Origin of the sequence: Microcystis sp. LE19-8.1F (assembly GCF_027531715.1) — a bacterium.
GTDB lineage: Bacteria > Cyanobacteriota > Cyanobacteriia > Cyanobacteriales > Microcystaceae > Microcystis > Microcystis wesenbergii_A.
Window position 1 is genome coordinate 1 of sequence record NZ_JAPZSO010000039.1, and the last position, 16,246, is coordinate 16,246.

Annotated in this window: 17 protein-coding genes; 4 read left to right on the forward strand and 13 right to left on the reverse strand. The window is 44.2% G+C overall.

Annotation, left to right across the window (positions count from 1 at the left end; all coding sequences use genetic code 11):
- Nucleotides 1-246 precede the first annotated feature (246 nt).
- Together O9334_RS04385 and O9334_RS04390 are read right to left on the reverse strand one after the other, a co-directional pair.
- On the reverse strand, nt 247-930 hold the full coding sequence (locus tag O9334_RS04385; RefSeq protein WP_190381880.1) for a YdcF family protein: 684 nt from the start codon (nt 928-930) through the stop codon (nt 247-249).
- A 2-nt stretch (nt 931-932) separates the two neighbouring features.
- Nucleotides 933-3,635, reverse strand: a complete 2,703-nt coding sequence (locus O9334_RS04390; protein ID WP_287999561.1) for a DNA gyrase/topoisomerase IV subunit A — start codon at nt 3,633-3,635, stop codon at nt 933-935.
- Nucleotides 3,636-3,717: 82 nt separating this feature from the next.
- Between O9334_RS04390 and O9334_RS04395 the strand changes: the two genes are divergently transcribed.
- The gene (locus O9334_RS04395; RefSeq protein WP_287999563.1) at nt 3,718-4,122 is read left to right on the forward strand and encodes a response regulator; all 405 of its coding nucleotides are present in this window, start codon (nt 3,718-3,720) and stop codon (nt 4,120-4,122) included.
- A gap of 110 nt (nt 4,123-4,232) precedes the next feature.
- Here O9334_RS04395 and O9334_RS04400 read toward each other — a convergent pair whose 3' ends face one another.
- From O9334_RS04400 to O9334_RS04420, 5 genes are all read right to left on the reverse strand, one after another.
- Nucleotides 4,233-4,985 carry a M15 family metallopeptidase gene (locus tag O9334_RS04400; RefSeq protein WP_287999594.1) on the reverse strand — a complete coding sequence of 251 codons (753 nt, stop codon included), beginning with the start codon at nt 4,983-4,985 and terminating at the stop codon, nt 4,233-4,235.
- Between the two features lie 156 nt (nt 4,986-5,141).
- Nucleotides 5,142-6,830 carry a SulP family inorganic anion transporter gene (locus tag O9334_RS04405; protein WP_190381805.1) on the reverse strand — a complete coding sequence of 563 codons (1,689 nt, stop codon included), beginning with the start codon at nt 6,828-6,830 and terminating at the stop codon, nt 5,142-5,144.
- Between the two features lie 348 nt (nt 6,831-7,178).
- A complete protein-coding gene (locus O9334_RS04410; protein ID WP_287999565.1) occupies nt 7,179-7,862 on the reverse strand; it encodes a Mo-dependent nitrogenase C-terminal domain-containing protein in 684 nt (227 codons plus the stop codon).
- A 561-nt stretch (nt 7,863-8,423) separates the two neighbouring features.
- Nucleotides 8,424-9,809 carry a UDP-glucose dehydrogenase family protein gene (locus O9334_RS04415; protein WP_190380880.1) on the reverse strand — a complete coding sequence of 462 codons (1,386 nt, stop codon included), beginning with the start codon at nt 9,807-9,809 and terminating at the stop codon, nt 8,424-8,426.
- A 49-nt stretch (nt 9,810-9,858) separates the two neighbouring features.
- Nucleotides 9,859-10,785 carry a UDP-glucuronic acid decarboxylase family protein gene (locus tag O9334_RS04420; RefSeq protein ID WP_045360814.1) on the reverse strand — a complete coding sequence of 309 codons (927 nt, stop codon included), beginning with the start codon at nt 10,783-10,785 and terminating at the stop codon, nt 9,859-9,861.
- Between the two features lie 186 nt (nt 10,786-10,971).
- On the opposite strand from O9334_RS04420, the gene polA reads away from it, so the two are divergent.
- From polA to O9334_RS04435, 3 genes are read left to right on the forward strand one after another with little or no spacing between them, the layout of a single operon-like run.
- Nucleotides 10,972-13,842 (forward strand): DNA polymerase I, encoded by a 2,871-nt coding sequence (gene polA, locus O9334_RS04425; protein WP_287999567.1) that lies wholly within the window; start codon nt 10,972-10,974, stop codon nt 13,840-13,842.
- 4 nt (nt 13,843-13,846) lie between these two features.
- On the forward strand, nt 13,847-14,092 hold the full coding sequence (locus O9334_RS04430; protein ID WP_002736270.1) for an NDH complex assembly factor CRR9: 246 nt from the start codon (nt 13,847-13,849) through the stop codon (nt 14,090-14,092).
- Between the two features lie 36 nt (nt 14,093-14,128).
- Nucleotides 14,129-14,377 (forward strand): heavy-metal-associated domain-containing protein, encoded by a 249-nt coding sequence (locus tag O9334_RS04435; RefSeq protein WP_287999569.1) that lies wholly within the window; start codon nt 14,129-14,131, stop codon nt 14,375-14,377.
- 203 nt (nt 14,378-14,580) lie between these two features.
- Here the strand turns inward: O9334_RS04435 and O9334_RS04440 are convergent, their stop codons facing one another.
- Genes O9334_RS04440 through O9334_RS04465 form a run of 6 tightly spaced genes read right to left on the reverse strand, consistent with a single transcriptional unit; the run spans nt 14,581 to nt 16,235 of the window.
- A complete protein-coding gene (locus O9334_RS04440; protein WP_287999570.1) occupies nt 14,581-14,907 on the reverse strand; it encodes a HepT-like ribonuclease domain-containing protein in 327 nt (108 codons plus the stop codon).
- Nucleotides 14,897-15,184, reverse strand: coding sequence for a nucleotidyltransferase family protein (locus O9334_RS04445; protein ID WP_002789522.1), 288 nt, complete (start codon nt 15,182-15,184; stop codon nt 14,897-14,899). The genes O9334_RS04440 and O9334_RS04445 overlap by 11 nt, the downstream gene beginning before the upstream one ends.
- A gap of 23 nt (nt 15,185-15,207) precedes the next feature.
- Nucleotides 15,208-15,447 carry a type II toxin-antitoxin system PemK/MazF family toxin gene (locus tag O9334_RS04450; protein WP_312675548.1) on the reverse strand — a complete coding sequence of 80 codons (240 nt, stop codon included), beginning with the start codon at nt 15,445-15,447 and terminating at the stop codon, nt 15,208-15,210.
- Nucleotides 15,401-15,613, reverse strand: a complete 213-nt coding sequence (locus O9334_RS04455; RefSeq protein ID WP_287999574.1) for a hypothetical protein — start codon at nt 15,611-15,613, stop codon at nt 15,401-15,403. The genes O9334_RS04450 and O9334_RS04455 overlap by 47 nt, the downstream gene beginning before the upstream one ends.
- Nucleotides 15,614-15,655: 42 nt before the next feature.
- The gene (locus O9334_RS04460) at nt 15,656-16,006 is read right to left on the reverse strand and encodes a type II toxin-antitoxin system RelE family toxin (RefSeq protein WP_287999576.1); all 351 of its coding nucleotides are present in this window, start codon (nt 16,004-16,006) and stop codon (nt 15,656-15,658) included.
- Complete coding sequence (locus O9334_RS04465; protein ID WP_108937065.1) at nt 15,999-16,235, reverse strand: type II toxin-antitoxin system RelN family antitoxin; 237 nt, start codon at nt 16,233-16,235, stop codon at nt 15,999-16,001. Before O9334_RS04465 ends, O9334_RS04460 begins: the two co-directional genes overlap by 8 nt.
- Nucleotides 16,236-16,246: the final 11 nt, after the last annotated feature.

Sequence of the window (16,246 nt, forward strand, 5' to 3'; positions counted from 1 at the left end):
TGGCTTGTAAACAGGCCTGATAGAATGATGGTAACATATTGAAATTTTGGGTGGTTGTCTCAACCACTCTATTTCTTTTGGGTTCATTTGGCTAGAGTCTTTATCTTGATTACCTTTGAACCCCTTTGTCACCCCTTGAGATTATGAGTAGAACCCTTCTTAATATTGTGATAAAAAAACCAAGGAGGACAAGGAAGGATCGAGGGAGTGGTAGGGGGATAGTAAGAAAATCACTACCAAGATTGTTTACCAGATCTTGCCTTGATATTCACATTGAAAACCTTCATGCTGCCAAGTTTCTAAATCAACGGAATTTAAGGGAATAACTTGCCCACAGGGGGGAGAGATTAATTGTCCCACAAAAGCCCAAATTATACTTCTAGTCACATCTAACCCAGTTTTTAGCTTTGATTCGTGATTACCCGGGATACCAATTTCTCGGACTGCATCGAGTTCTACTGCTATACCGTGGGATTGCAAGTGAATTTCTGCTAACCATTTAGCCCGGGGTAAATGAGTAGTAGAGGTGACAACTTTGACTTTATGTACTCGCCATTGTTTTAAAATTGGCACAGCAAAGAAAAAATTGTCGAAGGTAGAATCGGCACAGTTTTCTAACCAGACATTAGTTTTTGGTGCTTTTGCCCGTTCAAATAGTAAGAAAATACAGGGGTCTTGCGAGCCCTGGGAAATCAAAATCGGTATATTGGGGTATTGCTGGGCTAGATTGGCTACATAAATTTCTCGACGAATGCTGCCCCCCAACAGTAAGATGGCATCAACGGGTTTTTGTTGATTAATTGGCCAGCGGATGGCTAAATTAATCGCCAAATTAAGGATAATAAACCCAAAAACCAGAATCAGAGTTAGTTTTAACCATCTTTGCCCATGCCGGTGTTTACGGGCAACATTTTTCAGTTTTTTCGCCATTGTTAGAGACGATGTAACAATTGTGCTTTGATAATTTTTTCTGCGGGGTTGAGTTTCACCAATTGTGAACCTGTGCCGTCTTTACCCGTAACCGTCACAGTTTCTACCTCTAAGGGTAGTTTTCGCTTCTGATTGGTACTTAATAACACTATACTCCCCGCCCGCGCCGCTACCATGGCCGCCAAACTATCCTGTTTGTTGACGAATTGTAAAGCAGGTGAACCAAGATCGCCTAATTGTGATAGCCGTAAATTCTCGATCGCCAGTCTTTTCGCGTAACCCAATCCCGAAATCAGCAGCAGATTTTCCCGATGAGGGAGAGAAACACAGCCGGCTAGATGTTCCCCGTAGCGCAATCGCAAAATTGCCAAACCTTGGGCAGATTTACCCATCATTGGCAATAATTCCTCGCGCACGGGATAACGCAACACCCGACCGCTACTGGTGGCGATCGCTAAGTCCAGGCCCTCGTGAGTAAAAATAGCAGCATATAGGCGATCGTCTTCTTTCAATTTCATCAGGGACAAACCCCGACTACCAACCCCCTCTAATTCATCGATGGGAAGCCGCTTTATTCGCCCCTGTTGACTCAGTAAAAGCAATTCTTGATTTTTTTGAGGTTCTGTCAAGAAAAATTGATTTAACACGGCTTCTGACTCTTTTTGGGCGGTTTTGGTCAGCAGACTGGAGATTAACACTGGTTGATTCGCTTGCGGGGGGACTTCCCGGGTAGCAATCGGGTAAGCTTTGGCATTATCGAGGATAACTAGGAAATTTTCCCGTTTTTCGATCGCCTGTTGATAGATAATTAAACCCCGGTCCGGCGCTCGCTCTTCCGGTGTCGTCCAACTAATTTTATCTTCGGCATCAAGCAATAGAATCGCATTTTCTGGGGGTTCTTGGGGCGTAAATAGGCTTAAACTTGGTGCATTCTCACTCTCAGACTTTTTCTTAACTTTATTCTCCTGTTTTTTAACTTCTGCCTTCAAAGAGGGTGTGGGGTGTGGGGTGTGGGGTGTGGGGTGTGGGGTGTGGGGTGTGGGGTGTGGGGTGTGGGGTGTGGGGTGTGGGGTGTGGGGTGTGGGGAAGGAAACCTCTTTCATCTGTGGGGGTGAAAATTTTTTCATCGGGACTGTCTCCTGTTTTTTAACCACAGAATCCTGTTTCTTCCCTGCTGTCTCCTGTCTCCTGTCCCCCGACTTCCCAGGGCGAATTTTTGTCCGTCTGCTATCGGCGAATTTTTTCTTTAAAGAGCGCAATTCTTTTTTCAGAGACTTGAGAAACTCCTGACGGTTATGGAGGAGAGTTTCCAGCTGTTGAATTTTTGTTTGTAATTCCGTCGCTTCCGTCTCTAACTTTTGTCTTTCCAAACCAGTTAAACGACGCAGAGGCATAGCCAAGATAGAATCAGCTTGAGGGTCACTAATGCCCAATTCTGCCTGAAAACGATACTTAGCCGTCGTCCCATCGGGGGCATTTTTGAGAATATCCACCACTCGATCGATATTCTGCAAAGCTAATAATAAACCCTCGACTAGGTGTAAGCGATCGCTGGCCTGTTGCAACTCATCGCCATACTGACGGGTGAGAGTTGTTTCTCGAAAGCGCAAGAATTCCTGTAAAACTTGTTTTAAAGATAACTGTCGGGGTTGATTATCGACCAAAGCGAGGATAATCGCCCCGAAATTAGTCTGTAGGGCTGTTTGTTGGTATAAAGCCGCCAAAACCTGCTGCGGTTGACTTTCCCGCTTTAATTCAATCACCACCCGAATGCCTTCGCGATTGCTTTCATCGCGGATATCGGCAATTCCCTCCAATTTCCCTAAATTGACTAATTCGGCGATTTTTTCAATCCATGCCGCCTTATTCACCTGAAAAGGCAACTCAGTAACCACAATTGCCGTCCTTTCCCTTCGGCGCTTGCCCTCAATGATAATTGTTTCAGTTTTTGCCACTCCGCGCACGGGAATAATCCCCCTACCAGTGCGATAAGCCTCGCGAATGCCGGTATCATCTAAAATCTCGCCTCCCGTGGGAAAATCGGGACCGGGGATAATTTCTACTAACTTTTCCTCGCTTAAATCGGGATTATCAATCAAAGCGATTAAACCTTCCACCACTTCCCCTAAATTATGGGGGGGAATATTAGTCGCCATTCCCACCGCAATACCAGAACAACCATTAAGAATCAGTATCGGTAACTGAGCGGGTAAAACAACCGGTTCCTGTTGAGAATTATCAAAATTACTGCTAAAATTAACGATAGCTTCGCTAATTCCCCCTAAAACCGCCTGATCACCGATGCCAGCCAAACGGGTTTCTGTGTAACGCATGGCCGCTGGGGGGTCGTTATCGATCGAACCAAAGTTACCATGGCCCGATAAAAGTGGGTAACGACTGGAAAAATCCTGTACCATACGAACCAGTGCTTCGTACACTGACTGATCGCCGTGGGGATGATATTTACCCAAGACATCCCCCACCACCCGCGCACATTTGCGAAAAGGGCGATCGGGAGTTAAACCCAGTTCGTGCATAGCGTATAATATGCGACGATGGACTGGTTTTAAGCCATCCCGTACATCCGGCAACGCTCGCCCCACGATCACACTCATGGCATATTCTAGATAGGAGCGTTCCATCTCTTGGTGTAAGGCCGTGGGTATAATTTGACCACTAGCTAAGAAATCCAGTTGTTTGGCCATGAGTCTCTCGTTTTCAATCTGTCTAGCTGTGAATCATAAGGCATTTTGCCCGTTTTGACCTTGTTTATCCCTGAGCATCCCTATGACGACTGTTTTGATTGTAGAAGACGACCCGATTAATTTTCGCGTTTTTGCCAAAATTTTGACCAAACGAGGTGGTCTAGAGGTTAAAGGGACCGAAGATGTGGAAGAAGTGCTTCGTATTGCCAGGGACAAGAAAGCGGACGTGATTTTAATGGATGTCTCCCTCTCCCATAGTGTCTATGAAGGGAAAGCGGTGGATGGCATTAAAATCAGCCAAATACTCAAATCTAACCCCGAAACCGCCGATTTACCCGTTATTCTCATCACTGCTCACGCTATGGAGGGCGATCGAGAGAATTTTCTTAAGCAGAGTCGGGCCGATGGTTATATTTCTAAACCGGTGATTGATCACCAAGCTTTTGTTAATCAAATTTTGGCGATCATCGCTCAGGGGTCGGTATAAGCTTTGAGTCTTCTTTTGTTAGTATATCAGTATTGATATAGACCAGTCGCTTTGAGTTTACCCCCAACAGCTATCTTAGCTAAGACGCATCTTAAACGCCTATCCTTAGATTAGCTGAATCTCCCCCCCCCTTTGTGCCCCCCCGAGAACCTTTTTGCCGCCAACCCTACTTCATCCTCCACTCTGCCATAGATAGCGTAGGCTCGCTCGAGGGACCAGGCCCACATCTGATCGCCTAGGGAAAAATGCCACCATTCCCCCTTATGTCGGCTAAATCCCGCCTCCTCCATCACTTTAGCTAATAAAACTCGTTTTTGATGATAACTCTGTTCTCGTGGGCTTTTTGCGGCGATATAATGGTCGGGATGCGATCGCTCACTGATCTCATCGATTTCTCCTCCCATCTGGATGGCTTGTCCCTTCTCATCCACTAGGGTAATATCGATCGCCGCTCCGGTACTATGGGGAGGCGGGGTGGCGGCATTATCGCTGGGAATTGCCCAAATAGTGTAAACTTCTGTTAAAATCGCTTGACTTTCTGCCTCCGATAGTTTCTCTTTGGCTAACCCTCTTGTGTCTAGGAGAGTCTGAAAAGTATAATCAACCATAAATTGTTGCACTTCCACCGGTCGATAGGCATCAAAAATCAAAATTTGCCAACCGGGTTGATAGACTTGCAGACGGTTTTGAGCGTCAATCAGGGCATTTAACACCCCTTGTCGCAAAAAATAGGGAGATTTACCCCGATAATTAGCCCCTAATTTCTCGTAAGCATGGGGAGAAGGGATAACAAACTTATCTGCGGGTATAGGTACTAAGGGTTGCCCACATTCACGAATAGGAATTTTTTGGTAGGGTTTCATCTCGTCGTCAGAAAACGGGGATTTTGGCACTCTTTTCCCCACATTGGCCGAAAATTTTTTGATTGATGTAAGAGAGCTAGTTTTTATGGGCGAGAATTGCTGGGAGGTTCTCAATTCAACTGGTGAGAAATGGGGGTTGTTCAGCTTGGCTGTCAGTTAACGATTTTTAAAAGCTTCGATCGCTGCTGGCAAAGTATAGTAAATTCTCTCCTCGCCAATTTTATCTAACAAGCGGGAGCGTTGCAATTCTAAGTACAGATCGTGTTTAACCCTAGCGAGGGCAAAAACTATACCCCGTCTTGATAATTCTGCCGCTAATTCCTCGAGAATCTCCACGGCTGTACTATCCAACTCCCCGAGGGCCTCTGTATTCAAGACAAACCATTCTACCGGTTTTGTCTCCCGGGCAATGGCGCTGAGGGCGCGACGTTTAAAGTTGGCCGCATTAGCAAAAAATAAGGGGGCATCGTAACGATAGATAACTAACCCCGGTATTGTTTGCGCTTCCGGCCAATCCTGGAGCGCGTGTAAACCCATCACCCCCGGAACCGTACCCAAGACGGCATCATCGGGTCGGGTAATGCGGGCCAATAAATCGATAACCGAGAGACCGATGGCGATGGCAACCCCGCTTAAAATCCCCGTGGTTAGCACCCCCACCATGGTCAGGACAGCGAGATTAAACTCACTATTGCGAAAGCGTTTGAGTCGTTTAGCGCCGGCAATATCCACCAGTTTACAGGCCGCATAAATCACCAGCGCACCCAGGGCGGCCTTGGGAAAGAGTACCAGTAGCGGACCGAGCAGGAAAATGACCGCCACCACCACCACTGCCACCACCAGGGAGTAAAGCTGACTTTTACTACCCACCGAATCGCTCACCGCGGTGCGACTGGCGCTGCTGCTGATGGGAAATCCCTGACAAAAACCCGCCGCCAGATTCCCCAGTCCCAGGGCTAAAAATTCTTGATTGGCATCGATTTCTTGGTTATGGCGTGCGGCAAAGGCTCTAGCGGTCAAGACGTTATCGGAATAGCCCACCAGGGCAATGCCGACGGCCGCGGTTCCTAGGGGTAGTAATTGGGAAAAATCTAGGGTTGGTAAGCCAAAATTAGGCAAAGTCTTGCTAATTTTCCCCACTACTGCCACCCCCTCTTGATCGAGATGGAGGGTGGCGACGGCGAGGGTTCCCAGTAAAACCGCCAGCAAGGGACCCGGTGCTTTGGGAAAATATTTTTGGATGACAAATAGAAATAGTAGCAGCAATAGAGCGAGGCTAAGGGTTGGCCAGTGCCATTGGTTTATTCCCCGAAAAAAAGCTAAAATTTCTTTAAAAACCGTATTTTCACGGATTGACAAACCACTAATTTTACCCAGTTGTCCGGCAATCATGATCACCGCCACTCCCGCCATATAACCGATCAGGATCGGTTTGGAGAGTAAATTAGCTAGAAATCCCAAGCGGGCGATATAACCAACTAAACAGATTAAACCGACCATTAGGGCTAAAAAAGCCGCTAAACTGCCGTAATTTTCCCCTTGAAGGCTCACCATCGGTGCGATCGCTGCCGCTGTCATCACTGCCGTGGTCGATTCCGGTCCGAGGGATAGTTGCGATGAGGAGCCGAAAAGGGCGTAAACTAGGGCGGCTGGCACGAGAGTCCACAATCCCACCACCGGCTCGACCCCAGCCAGGTCGCCGTAAGCCATACACTGGGGAATAGCGTAGGCCGCCACGGTGACACCGGCGAGGATATCTTTGCCCAGCCACTGCCATTGATAGGAGCGCAGGTTTTTTAGCCCGGGTAAATCAGGAAAATCGACTCGTCGGGAGTTTTTACTCATATTTTCTCTGTCAACGGCGACTTAACCTAATTTTAACGGAAGAATTAGCTAGGGTCTGCTGAAAAAGTTTGTTGGTGGGGGCAGGGTGTGGGGTGTGGGGTGTGGGGTGTAGGGTTTTACCGATTTTGAGGTAGTCAGTTACCTAATTTTCAGGGAAAAAGTCCCAGAATTTTACCCCCGATCACTCCAATGGTCAGCACTTTTTGAGGGGAAAAAAGTCTAAAAGCCTTATCCAACAAGGTTTTTAGATTTATTCAGCCAGCCTTAGCTAGGAAAAGCCCTTAGGTTGAGATATTTTCTGTCAGCAGGATATTTATACCATGTTAACCGCAATTTTAGTTAAATTGGCTAAATATACTCAGAAATATCTTCTTGACAATCATCGGCTAAGTATGATAAAGCCCGGAAGCGTAAACCGACTAATTGCTCGTAGAGAGGATTTAACTTGCACAGGGGCGGAATATGGACTAATTTATGGCCAAAAAGCACGATATCGCGTTCAAAAGGACATTGAGGCGGAACCATTTTGCAGATAAACCGGGCCAAGCGCGGATCGTGCATTTCTACCCCATCTAACCAGTCTTTGAGGGGATGCAGCAGATCCGGGTGGGGATGTTCGGCACTGATAAACTCGGATTTATTCGCTTCCGTGGTAATTTCGGGAATTTCACAGACAGTATGTTCTAAAGCTGACAGGGCCTCGATTTCTAACCCGAAAGCATCCCGATAACTATGCAGTAATGCCGCTTCTGCGGGGGAATAAATGCCATCGGCGATCGCTACCATGACCGCCGTGCGGAGGAAGTTTTCTGATATTTTGGGGTCATGACCGAAACTTGCGGCCAATTCTTCGGGACTAATCGATTGATAGAGAACGTGGTCGTCATCTAACTCTAATTCGTGAGCGAAACGGGCGATCGATTCCTGTTCGCTGGCGCTATAATCCCCATCACACCAGGCAATTGTCAGTAATCCCCGTAACCAGTCCCTAACTTGTTCGTTAGTGTAGCGGTATTGAACAGAGCTAACCATAGGTATGTATTGCTAAAACTGATTTCTAGTTTCTCAATTCAATTCTACCGATCGCTCCCGGATTCTAGTGGCTCCTGTTCACATCATTTAACTATAGCCAATAACCCCATGGTCAGCTAGGAAGTTTTTGTTTGGCGTTGTCAGATCAGAATAGGAAAGATGCAATGCTCCGGTGCTGATTGGGAGCATCTTTCAATTTGACAACGCCGATTGTAGGGCTAATTCATGAATTAGCCCTACGCCGATTGTAGGGCTAATTCCACTGCTAAATCGAGCGACCCCTTCGACTTGGCTCAGGGCAAGTCTTGTTCCCCACTTAAGCCCAACTATCGGCAATATTCGTTCATTAAACACTAATTGTCAAGATGCCATGTAATCTTTCCTATCAAAGTAATTTCAGTTCCGGTGCTGATTGGGAGCATCTTTCAATTTGACAACGCCTTTCATTTTTCAGCCAGCATAATCGGGCAGTTTTCGCCCCTAGGAGCAGGGGTAAGGGGTTGGTGCTTCTTGTCCCTTACCCACCCGCGTCAGTCCTGCTGAAAAGGCGGATTCCTGGGATTAACGTCCAATCCCGAGATAACGGAAACCGGCTGCTGTCACCACCGCAGGATCGAGGAAATTGCGACCATCAATTAACACGGGTTCGCGCATGGTTTTAACCATTTTGCCGTAGTCGAGACGGAGAAATTCTTGCCATTCCGTCACCACCACCAAAGCGTCACAACCATCGGCCAATCTTTCTGGATCCGATTCGATAATCACACCACTTAGACCGTGACTTAAACCACTTTGGGAAACGATCGGATCGTAAGCTTTTACCTTAGCACCTAAACGATTTAACTGTTCGATCATAGTTAAAGCCGGAGCATCGCGCATATCATCGGTATCGGGTTTAAAAGTTAATCCCAACAAACCGACGGTTTTACCCTTGAGGATTTTTAATTCCTGTTGCAGTTTTTCGATCGCAATTGTCCGTTGACGTTTGTTAACATTGATGGCGGCGTTGAGTAATTCCGTTTCGTAACCGTAGTCTTCTGCGGTATGTACCAAAGCCGACACATCTTTGGGGAAACAGGAACCCCCCCAACCGATCCCGGCCGAGAGAAACTTGCTGCCGATACGGGAATCTAAACCGATACCTTTAGCCACTTGGGTGACATCGGCCCCGACGCGATCGCAGATGTTAGCTACTTCGTTAATAAAGCTAATTTTGGTGGCTAGGAAGGCATTAGCGGCGTATTTAATCATTTCCGCCGAACTGAGATCCGTAACCACCACGGGAACGGGAGGCAAGGAGGTATCGTCGGCGAATTGGCGTTCAACCAAAGGCGCGTACAATTCCTTCATCATTTCGATGGCTTTCGGGTTATTACTGCCTAAAACAATGCGATCGGGGTTAAAAGTATCATAAACCGCCGAACCTTCCCGTAAAAATTCGGGATTGCTGACCACATCGAATTCCGCTTCGATGCGTTCTAGTGTACTAATACCGCCGCCAGCGGCCACGAGATTTTTTTGTCTCTCGGCCACTCCATCGAGGACGATCATCCGTACCCAATCCCCGGAACCGATGGGAACGGTAGATTTATTGACGATTACTTTATAACCACCGTTGAGATGGGCCCCAATACCCCGGGCTACCGCTTCCACATAACGGGTGTCACTTTCCCCCGTGGGTAGTGCTGGTGTACCAACAGCGATAAAGAGGATTTCACCGTGTTTAACTCCCGCTTCTAGGTCCGTGGAGAATTCCAGATTGCCGGAGGCTGCGGAAGACTGCATTAATTCCGATAACCCTGGTTCATAGATGGGAGATTGTCCCGATTTCATCAATTTGACTTTTTCTTCATTGTTGTCAATACAGATGACATGATGGCCGATATGTGCTAGACAAACCCCAGTGACTAAACCCACATAACCCGTTCCGATAACACAAACACGCATGATAATTACTCCAGTGAGTGACAATTAAGTTAAGTTCATTGATTAGGGATTAGCTGAGACGAGAACGGAAATCCTCGATCGTCATTTTCAAACCCTGGCTTAGAGGAATAGTTGGACTCCAATCTAGATAGGTTTTAGCACGAGTGATATCCGGTTGTCGTTGCTTGGGATCATCTTCCGGCAGTGGTTTATAGACCAATTCGGCCTCGGGATTAATCATGCCTTGGATCACTTGCGCTAATTCCAAAATTGTGTATTCGTCGGGATTGCCTAAATTAACCGGCCCGATAAAGTCCCCATTCATCAAACGCATTAACCCTTCCACCAGGTCAGAAACATAGCAAAAACTGCGGGTTTGGGAACCTTGACCATAAACCGTTAAGGGTTCACCGCGCAAAGCTTGCACGACGAAATTACTCACCACTCGACCATCGTTTTCCAACATTCGCGGGCCGTAGGTGTTGAAAATCCGGGCCACCCGGATATCGACTTTATGCTCCCGATAATACTCAAAAGCCAGGGTTTCCGCCACCCGTTTACCTTCGTCATAACAGGAACGCGGTCCAATGCAGTTAACATTACCTCGATATTCTTCCGTTTGCGGATGCACATCGGGATCGCCGTAGACTTCCGAGGTAGAAGCGAGCAAAAATCGCGCTTTTACCCTTTTAGCTAACCCCAACATATACATAGTCCCTAAAACATTCGTTTTAATCGTTTTGACGGGATTATATTGATAGTGGATCGGGGAAGCAGGACAGGCCAGGTGATAGATCTGATCGACTTCTAAACGGATCGGCTCGGTGATATCGTGACGAATTAGCTCAAAATAAGGATTTCCTAGCCATTTAACGATATTTCTGCGCGTCCCCGTGTAGAAGTTATCCAGACAGATCACTTCTTGACCCTGTTCCATCAAGCGATCGATTAGATGGGAACCAATAAAACCCGCACCGCCTGTAACTAGGATTCTCATGCAATCGCAAAGTAAACATATAAAATTATTCTCAAAATACCCTTACGCTGGTTTTTTGGCAAATATTTTTTTTGACGGGGTGTTATCAGCGATCAGTGATCAGCGATCGCCGATGCCAGGCTAATGGCTGAATAATGGCTCGGTAATCCTTAAAATGGAAATAACACGCAAATTTGAGACTAGATTATGAACAGTGGCGAGCAAAATAAGTTATTTATCCTGATTGATGGGCATTCTTTGGCTTTTCGTGCCTATTATGCCTTTGCTAAGTCTCGTTCTGGTCCTCTGCGTACTTCTACCGGCATTCCCACCAGTGTTTGTTTTGGGTTTTTAAATTCTCTGCTGCAGTTACTAGAAACTCAAAAACCCACTTATTTAGCAGTGGCTTTTGATTTAGCAGCTCCTTCTTTTCGCCATGAAGCTGATGTCAATTATAAGGCTAATCGGCAAGAAACTCCCGAAGAATTTCGCCCCGATTTAACTAATCTGCAAAGTCTCTTGACAGTGATGAATATTCCTATTGTGACTTCCCCCGGTTACGAAGCAGATGATGTTTTAGGAACTTTGGCAAAACAAGCCGGTGATCATGGTTATACTGTTAAGATTTTAACAGGCGATCGAGATTTATTCCAATTGGTAGATGAGGAGAAAAAAACCACGGTTCTCTATCTGGATATTAATGCGGTCAAAAGTACCTCTGGCCAGGGTTATACAGAATTTAATTCCCAAGCTGTCACGGAAAAGTTAGGGGTGACACCAAAACAGGTAGTAGATTTTAAAGCTCTTTGCGGTGACAAGTCTGATAATATACCCGGGGTGCGCGGAATTGGCGAAAAAACAGCGATAGATTTATTAAAAAAATACGATAACTTAGAGGATATATATACCAATCTGGAATCGATTAAGGGAATGGTAAAAACTAAATTATTAGAGGGAAAACCCGCCGCCGAAAGTTCTCGCTATTTAGCCAAAATTGCCCTTGATGCCCCCGTTAGCCTCGAAGAAGAGAAATTTCGTCTCCGAGGTTTTGATCGGCGTTTAGTTAAAGCTTTATTGGAAAAATTAGAGTTAAAGAAAATTCTCCAGAAACTCGATCAAATTCAACAGCATCTAGGTGGCACTCCTACCCTAGAATTAACTAGCGATGCTGATTCTAATCAATTGTCTCTGTTTGATTTACCCCCTATTTCTCTACCAGTTCTAATTGCTCCGGAAATTATTGATACTCTTCCTAAGTTAGATGCTTTACTGGCCAAATTAACAACTTTCACTAATCCACATTTTCCTGTCGCTTGGGACACCGAAACCACGGATTTAAATCCTCGTGTAGCCAAATTAGTCGGGATCGGTTGCTGTTGGGGAAAAGAATTAAATTCTCTGGCCTATATTCCCATCGGCCACCAGAGCGGTGATAATTTAAATCTAGAGATAGTTATCGAAAAATTACGCCCAATTTTAGCGGGTGATAATTATCCGAAAGTCTTCCAGAATGCGAAATTTGATATTGATGTTTTTTATCATCAAGGAATTACCGTTAAAGGTCTAGTTTTTGATACTATGGTGGCTAGTTATGTCCTCCATCCCGAACTAACTCATAATCTCGAAGATTTATGCGATCGCTATTTAGACGGTATCACTTCCCTTAGTTATAAAAGTCTCGGTATTCCTACGGGAAAAACTATCGCTGATTTAGATATTACCACCACTGCCAACTACTGCGGATTAGATGCCTACGCTACCTATTTACTTCGAGAAAAATTACAGGCAGAATTAACTAAAATTCCCTCTTTATATCAATTATTCTCAGAGGTAGAATCTCCCTTAGTGATGGTGCTGTGGCAGATGGAAAATTATGGTATAAAAATTAATATCAATTATCTAAAAAACTTTTCCCAGCAACTAGAAAGAGACTTGGCAGACATAGAAAAAAAAGCTTATGAATCCATCGGAGAAACTTTTAATCTTAGCTCTCCTAAACAGTTAAGTGAAATCCTTTTTGATCGATTGGCACTCAATCGCAAAAAATCCAGAAAAACTAAAACAGGTTACTCTACCGATCAAAGTGTTTTAGAGAAACTACAAGGCGATCATCCCCTGATTGATTATATCCTTGAACATCGCACCTTATCCAAATTAAAATCCACCTATGTGGATGCTTTACCGAAATTAGCCGAACCAAAAACCGCAAGAGTACATACAGATTTTAATCAAACCATCACCAGCACCGGACGCTTATCATCCTCCAATCCTAACCTGCAAAATATACCCATTCGCAGTGAATTTTCCAGACGAATTCGTCAAGCTTTTATTCCCGAAGATGGTTACTTATTAGTGTCAGCGGACTACTCACAAATCGAGTTAAGAATTCTCGCTCATCTCAGCCAAGAACCAGTTTTATTAGAAGCCTATCGTAGTAATCAAGATGTTCATAAAGTCACCGCTCAATTGCTCTTTGATAAAGGGGAAATTACCCCCGAAGAACGCAGTTTAGGAAAAACAATTAACTTCGGAGTTATTTATGGCATGGGAGCGCAAAAATTCGCCCGTGAATCGAAATTAACCGTAGAACAGGGCAGAAAATTTATTGAAAAATATCATCAACGTTATGCCCAAGTATTTGAGTATTTAGAGAATAGTAAAAAACAAGCGATCGCTCAGGGATATGTGGAAACAATTTTGGGCAGAAGACGTTATTTTAACTTCGATAATCCCCTCTTAAAAAGACTGCGGGGACTGTCCTTACATGACATCGATTTAGATAGCCTCAAACTCAACAACGAGGAGGCACAATTATTAAGATCGGCTGCTAATGCGCCCATTCAGGGTTCCAGTGCTGATATTATTAAAGTAGCGATGGTAAAATTGGCCGAGGTACTGCAAAATTATCGAGCGAGATTACTGCTGCAAGTCCATGATGAATTAGTCTTGGAAGTACCGAGGGAAGAATGGCCATCCCTAGAGTCAAAAATCAAGACGACTATGGAAGAAGCTGTCTCCTTGACGATCCCTCTCTTGGTAGAAATTAAAGCCGGTGACAATTGGATGGAAACCAAATAAAACTATGATCGAAAACAGACAATTTTTAACCCCAGAAGAATCCGCAGATGTGGACGCTGCCCTCTTAACTTCTCCCGAAAAATTCCTGACTCGTTTAACGATTTCTTCCCTACGCTTACTAAAAATAATCGCCGAAGATACGGGAGTAACCCTAGAAGAACTAACCCATAAACAGGTCATTCAATGGCTAGAAAAAGATAGTAAACTGCGTCGGGAACAGGGGATCGAAGCGGCAGTGCTGAAATGGTAAATAAACTCTTAAAAAATTAGCTAACCCTGACAATTTATGCTAGTTTTTAGCTATAAAGTTACTGGAGTTACAACAATGACAATTACCCTAAAAGTGCCTAGTATTGCCTGTGAAGGTTGCGCTAATACCATTACTAAAGCGATTAACAATCAGCAACCAGCAGCCCAAATATCGGTGGATGTAGCCAATAAAATCGTCACGGTAGAAACCACCGCATCCCCCACAGAAATTGCCCAATGGATCAGCGAAGTCGGCCATACTGTTGAGTCTGGGAGTGAGGGTTGACATCCTCCCCCGTTAAAAATAGACCTCTGGTAAAAATCAAGGGTAGTTCTATTTTTGTGTTGCTCAGATTAGGTTTACTCCCAAGCTTTCTAGTTGTTGGTTTACCCAAGCGGTTGCCATTTCTTCATCGGTTTCTATCGCTTTTTCTACTCCTATTTTAGCAATTTCTAGCAGTTGTTTGGATTTTTGCTTTTAAAGCACTCTTAGAGTAAGGGTGCGATCGCTTTTAAAAGTTCTGTTAATTTATTTTCAACTATGTCCCATACCACATCCAAATCAAGCTGATCGTATTTATGAACAATGACATCTCGCATTCCAGCCATTTCTCGCCAAGGAATTTCTGGATGTTGTTGACGGAAGATTACAGAAAGACGTTTAGTCGCTTCACCAATAATGGTAATTTGGTAGAGGATGGCAGACAATTTTTCATCATTGGTTTCCAATTCTGATTTACCGATACCATCGGTATAGCGCAAAATACGTCTAATAGAATTTACAATGTCGATTAGAGATTCTTGATCACGAGGCATATATAATCTGTGCTGATTCTAAAATGTTTTTACATCTTAGCCAGTTATCACTCCGTTTGAGTGCTGCTTTCACAATTAAATCTACTTTTCGATCAAAAATTGCTTGCAGTTCATCGCGCATTTGTAGGGTTTCAGTTAAACCTCGTTTAGCAGTTGGGGAAAAGGTAATTAAAATATCAATATCGCTATCTGAACGGAAATCTTCGCGTAAAACTGAACCAAATAATGCCAATTCGGTGACTTGCCACTTTTGACAAAATCCTTTAATTTGTTCCATTGGTAGATTTATTTTTGTGTTCATCAGATTAGGTTTACTCCCAAGCTTTCTAGTTGTTGGTTTATCGAAAAGGATCGATTACGATTAGAGGTAAAAGGAACAACCATTACATCATCTAAAATTTGATTAATATCATTAGCTGATACGATAACAGCAGCAGGAAGCTTAAACTGTTGAAATTGACTGGATGGTATGGGTACTTGACACAATACTACATCACCCTTTTGTAATTTCATCGGCAAAAATCTCGTCGTAGATGTCATGATCAGAACTAACCCATTCTTGATAAGCTTGAGAGGTAATTTGTTCAGTAAAGTTAAGTGTATTTGGGTTGTTATTTTGTAATTTTACTGCTAACTCTAACAATGGTCTTAATTGTTCATCGGAGAGATTTTGTGTTACTAAAGATAGTTTTTGTTTAATATTCATGGGTGGTTAGTCCAATTAATAGCTGTTACAATTATAATCTGTTTACTGTTGTTCATAGTCTGTAATAATGCTTTGAATATCCTTTACCGCCATATCAACTTGTTCAGATTTCGTGTAAATAGTTAACAGAATGATTGCCGTTGCAGTTTTGACGTAATAAATTAAACGGTATCCCCCACTTTTGCCTTTTTGAATATCACTATTTCGGACTCTCAACTTGAAGACAGTATAACCAATACTAGGTATTTTATCGCCAGGTAATTCTCCTTGCTCAAGTTGTTCAATCATAGGTTGAATATCATCTCGAATACTGCGATATTTCTTAGCAAGTGTGCGGAGATTTCGCTTGAATGTTGCCGAGGCTAAAACTTGAATTATCGGTTGATTAGTCATCTTCTAACCCTTCCCAAAGTTGAGAAACGGGAATGGTTTGTCCTGTCATGGCTTCATGCCAAGATTGCCGAAAGTCTGCTAAAATTTCTGCTTGAGATGTATCTTGGGTTTCCTCCTCTGGGATGAGAATAATAACTTCTACACGGCTGTTTTTGTCTATGATTAAAGGATGATCTAGGGTTAGTTGTCCTTGTTCATCAATGGTTGCCATAACCTTGAGTGCTTTCATGTTTCTCTCCT

Coding starts and splice junctions, on each gene's coding strand:
- O9334_RS04410 (WP_287999565.1), bottom strand. CDS start 7,862: ATGGTTAGCTCTGTTCAATACCGCTACACTAACGAACAAGTTAGGGAC.
- O9334_RS04395 (WP_287999563.1), top strand. CDS start 3,718: ATGACGACTGTTTTGATTGTAGAAGACGACCCGATTAATTTTCGCGTT.
- O9334_RS04450 (WP_312675548.1), bottom strand. CDS start 15,447: ATGACATCTACGACGAGATTTTTGCCGATGAAATTACAAAAGGGTGAT.
- O9334_RS04400 (WP_287999594.1), bottom strand. CDS start 4,985: ATGAAACCCTACCAAAAAATTCCTATTCGTGAATGTGGGCAACCCTTA.
- O9334_RS04420 (WP_045360814.1), bottom strand. CDS start 10,785: ATGAGAATCCTAGTTACAGGCGGTGCGGGTTTTATTGGTTCCCATCTA.
- O9334_RS04390 (WP_287999561.1), bottom strand. CDS start 3,635: ATGGCCAAACAACTGGATTTCTTAGCTAGTGGTCAAATTATACCCACG.
- O9334_RS04455 (WP_287999574.1), bottom strand. CDS start 15,613: ATGAATATTAAACAAAAACTATCTTTAGTAACACAAAATCTCTCCGAT.
- polA (WP_287999567.1), top strand. CDS start 10,972: ATGAACAGTGGCGAGCAAAATAAGTTATTTATCCTGATTGATGGGCAT.
- O9334_RS04460 (WP_287999576.1), bottom strand. CDS start 16,006: ATGACTAATCAACCGATAATTCAAGTTTTAGCCTCGGCAACATTCAAG.
- O9334_RS04445 (WP_002789522.1), bottom strand. CDS start 15,184: ATGGAACAAATTAAAGGATTTTGTCAAAAGTGGCAAGTCACCGAATTG.
- O9334_RS04415 (WP_190380880.1), bottom strand. CDS start 9,809: ATGCGTGTTTGTGTTATCGGAACGGGTTATGTGGGTTTAGTCACTGGG.
- O9334_RS04430 (WP_002736270.1), top strand. CDS start 13,847: ATGATCGAAAACAGACAATTTTTAACCCCAGAAGAATCCGCAGATGTG.
- O9334_RS04405 (WP_190381805.1), bottom strand. CDS start 6,830: ATGAGTAAAAACTCCCGACGAGTCGATTTTCCTGATTTACCCGGGCTA.
- O9334_RS04440 (WP_287999570.1), bottom strand. CDS start 14,907: ATGCCTCGTGATCAAGAATCTCTAATCGACATTGTAAATTCTATTAGA.
- O9334_RS04435 (WP_287999569.1), top strand. CDS start 14,129: ATGCTAGTTTTTAGCTATAAAGTTACTGGAGTTACAACAATGACAATT.
- O9334_RS04385 (WP_190381880.1), bottom strand. CDS start 930: ATGGCGAAAAAACTGAAAAATGTTGCCCGTAAACACCGGCATGGGCAA.
- O9334_RS04465 (WP_108937065.1), bottom strand. CDS start 16,235: ATGAAAGCACTCAAGGTTATGGCAACCATTGATGAACAAGGACAACTA.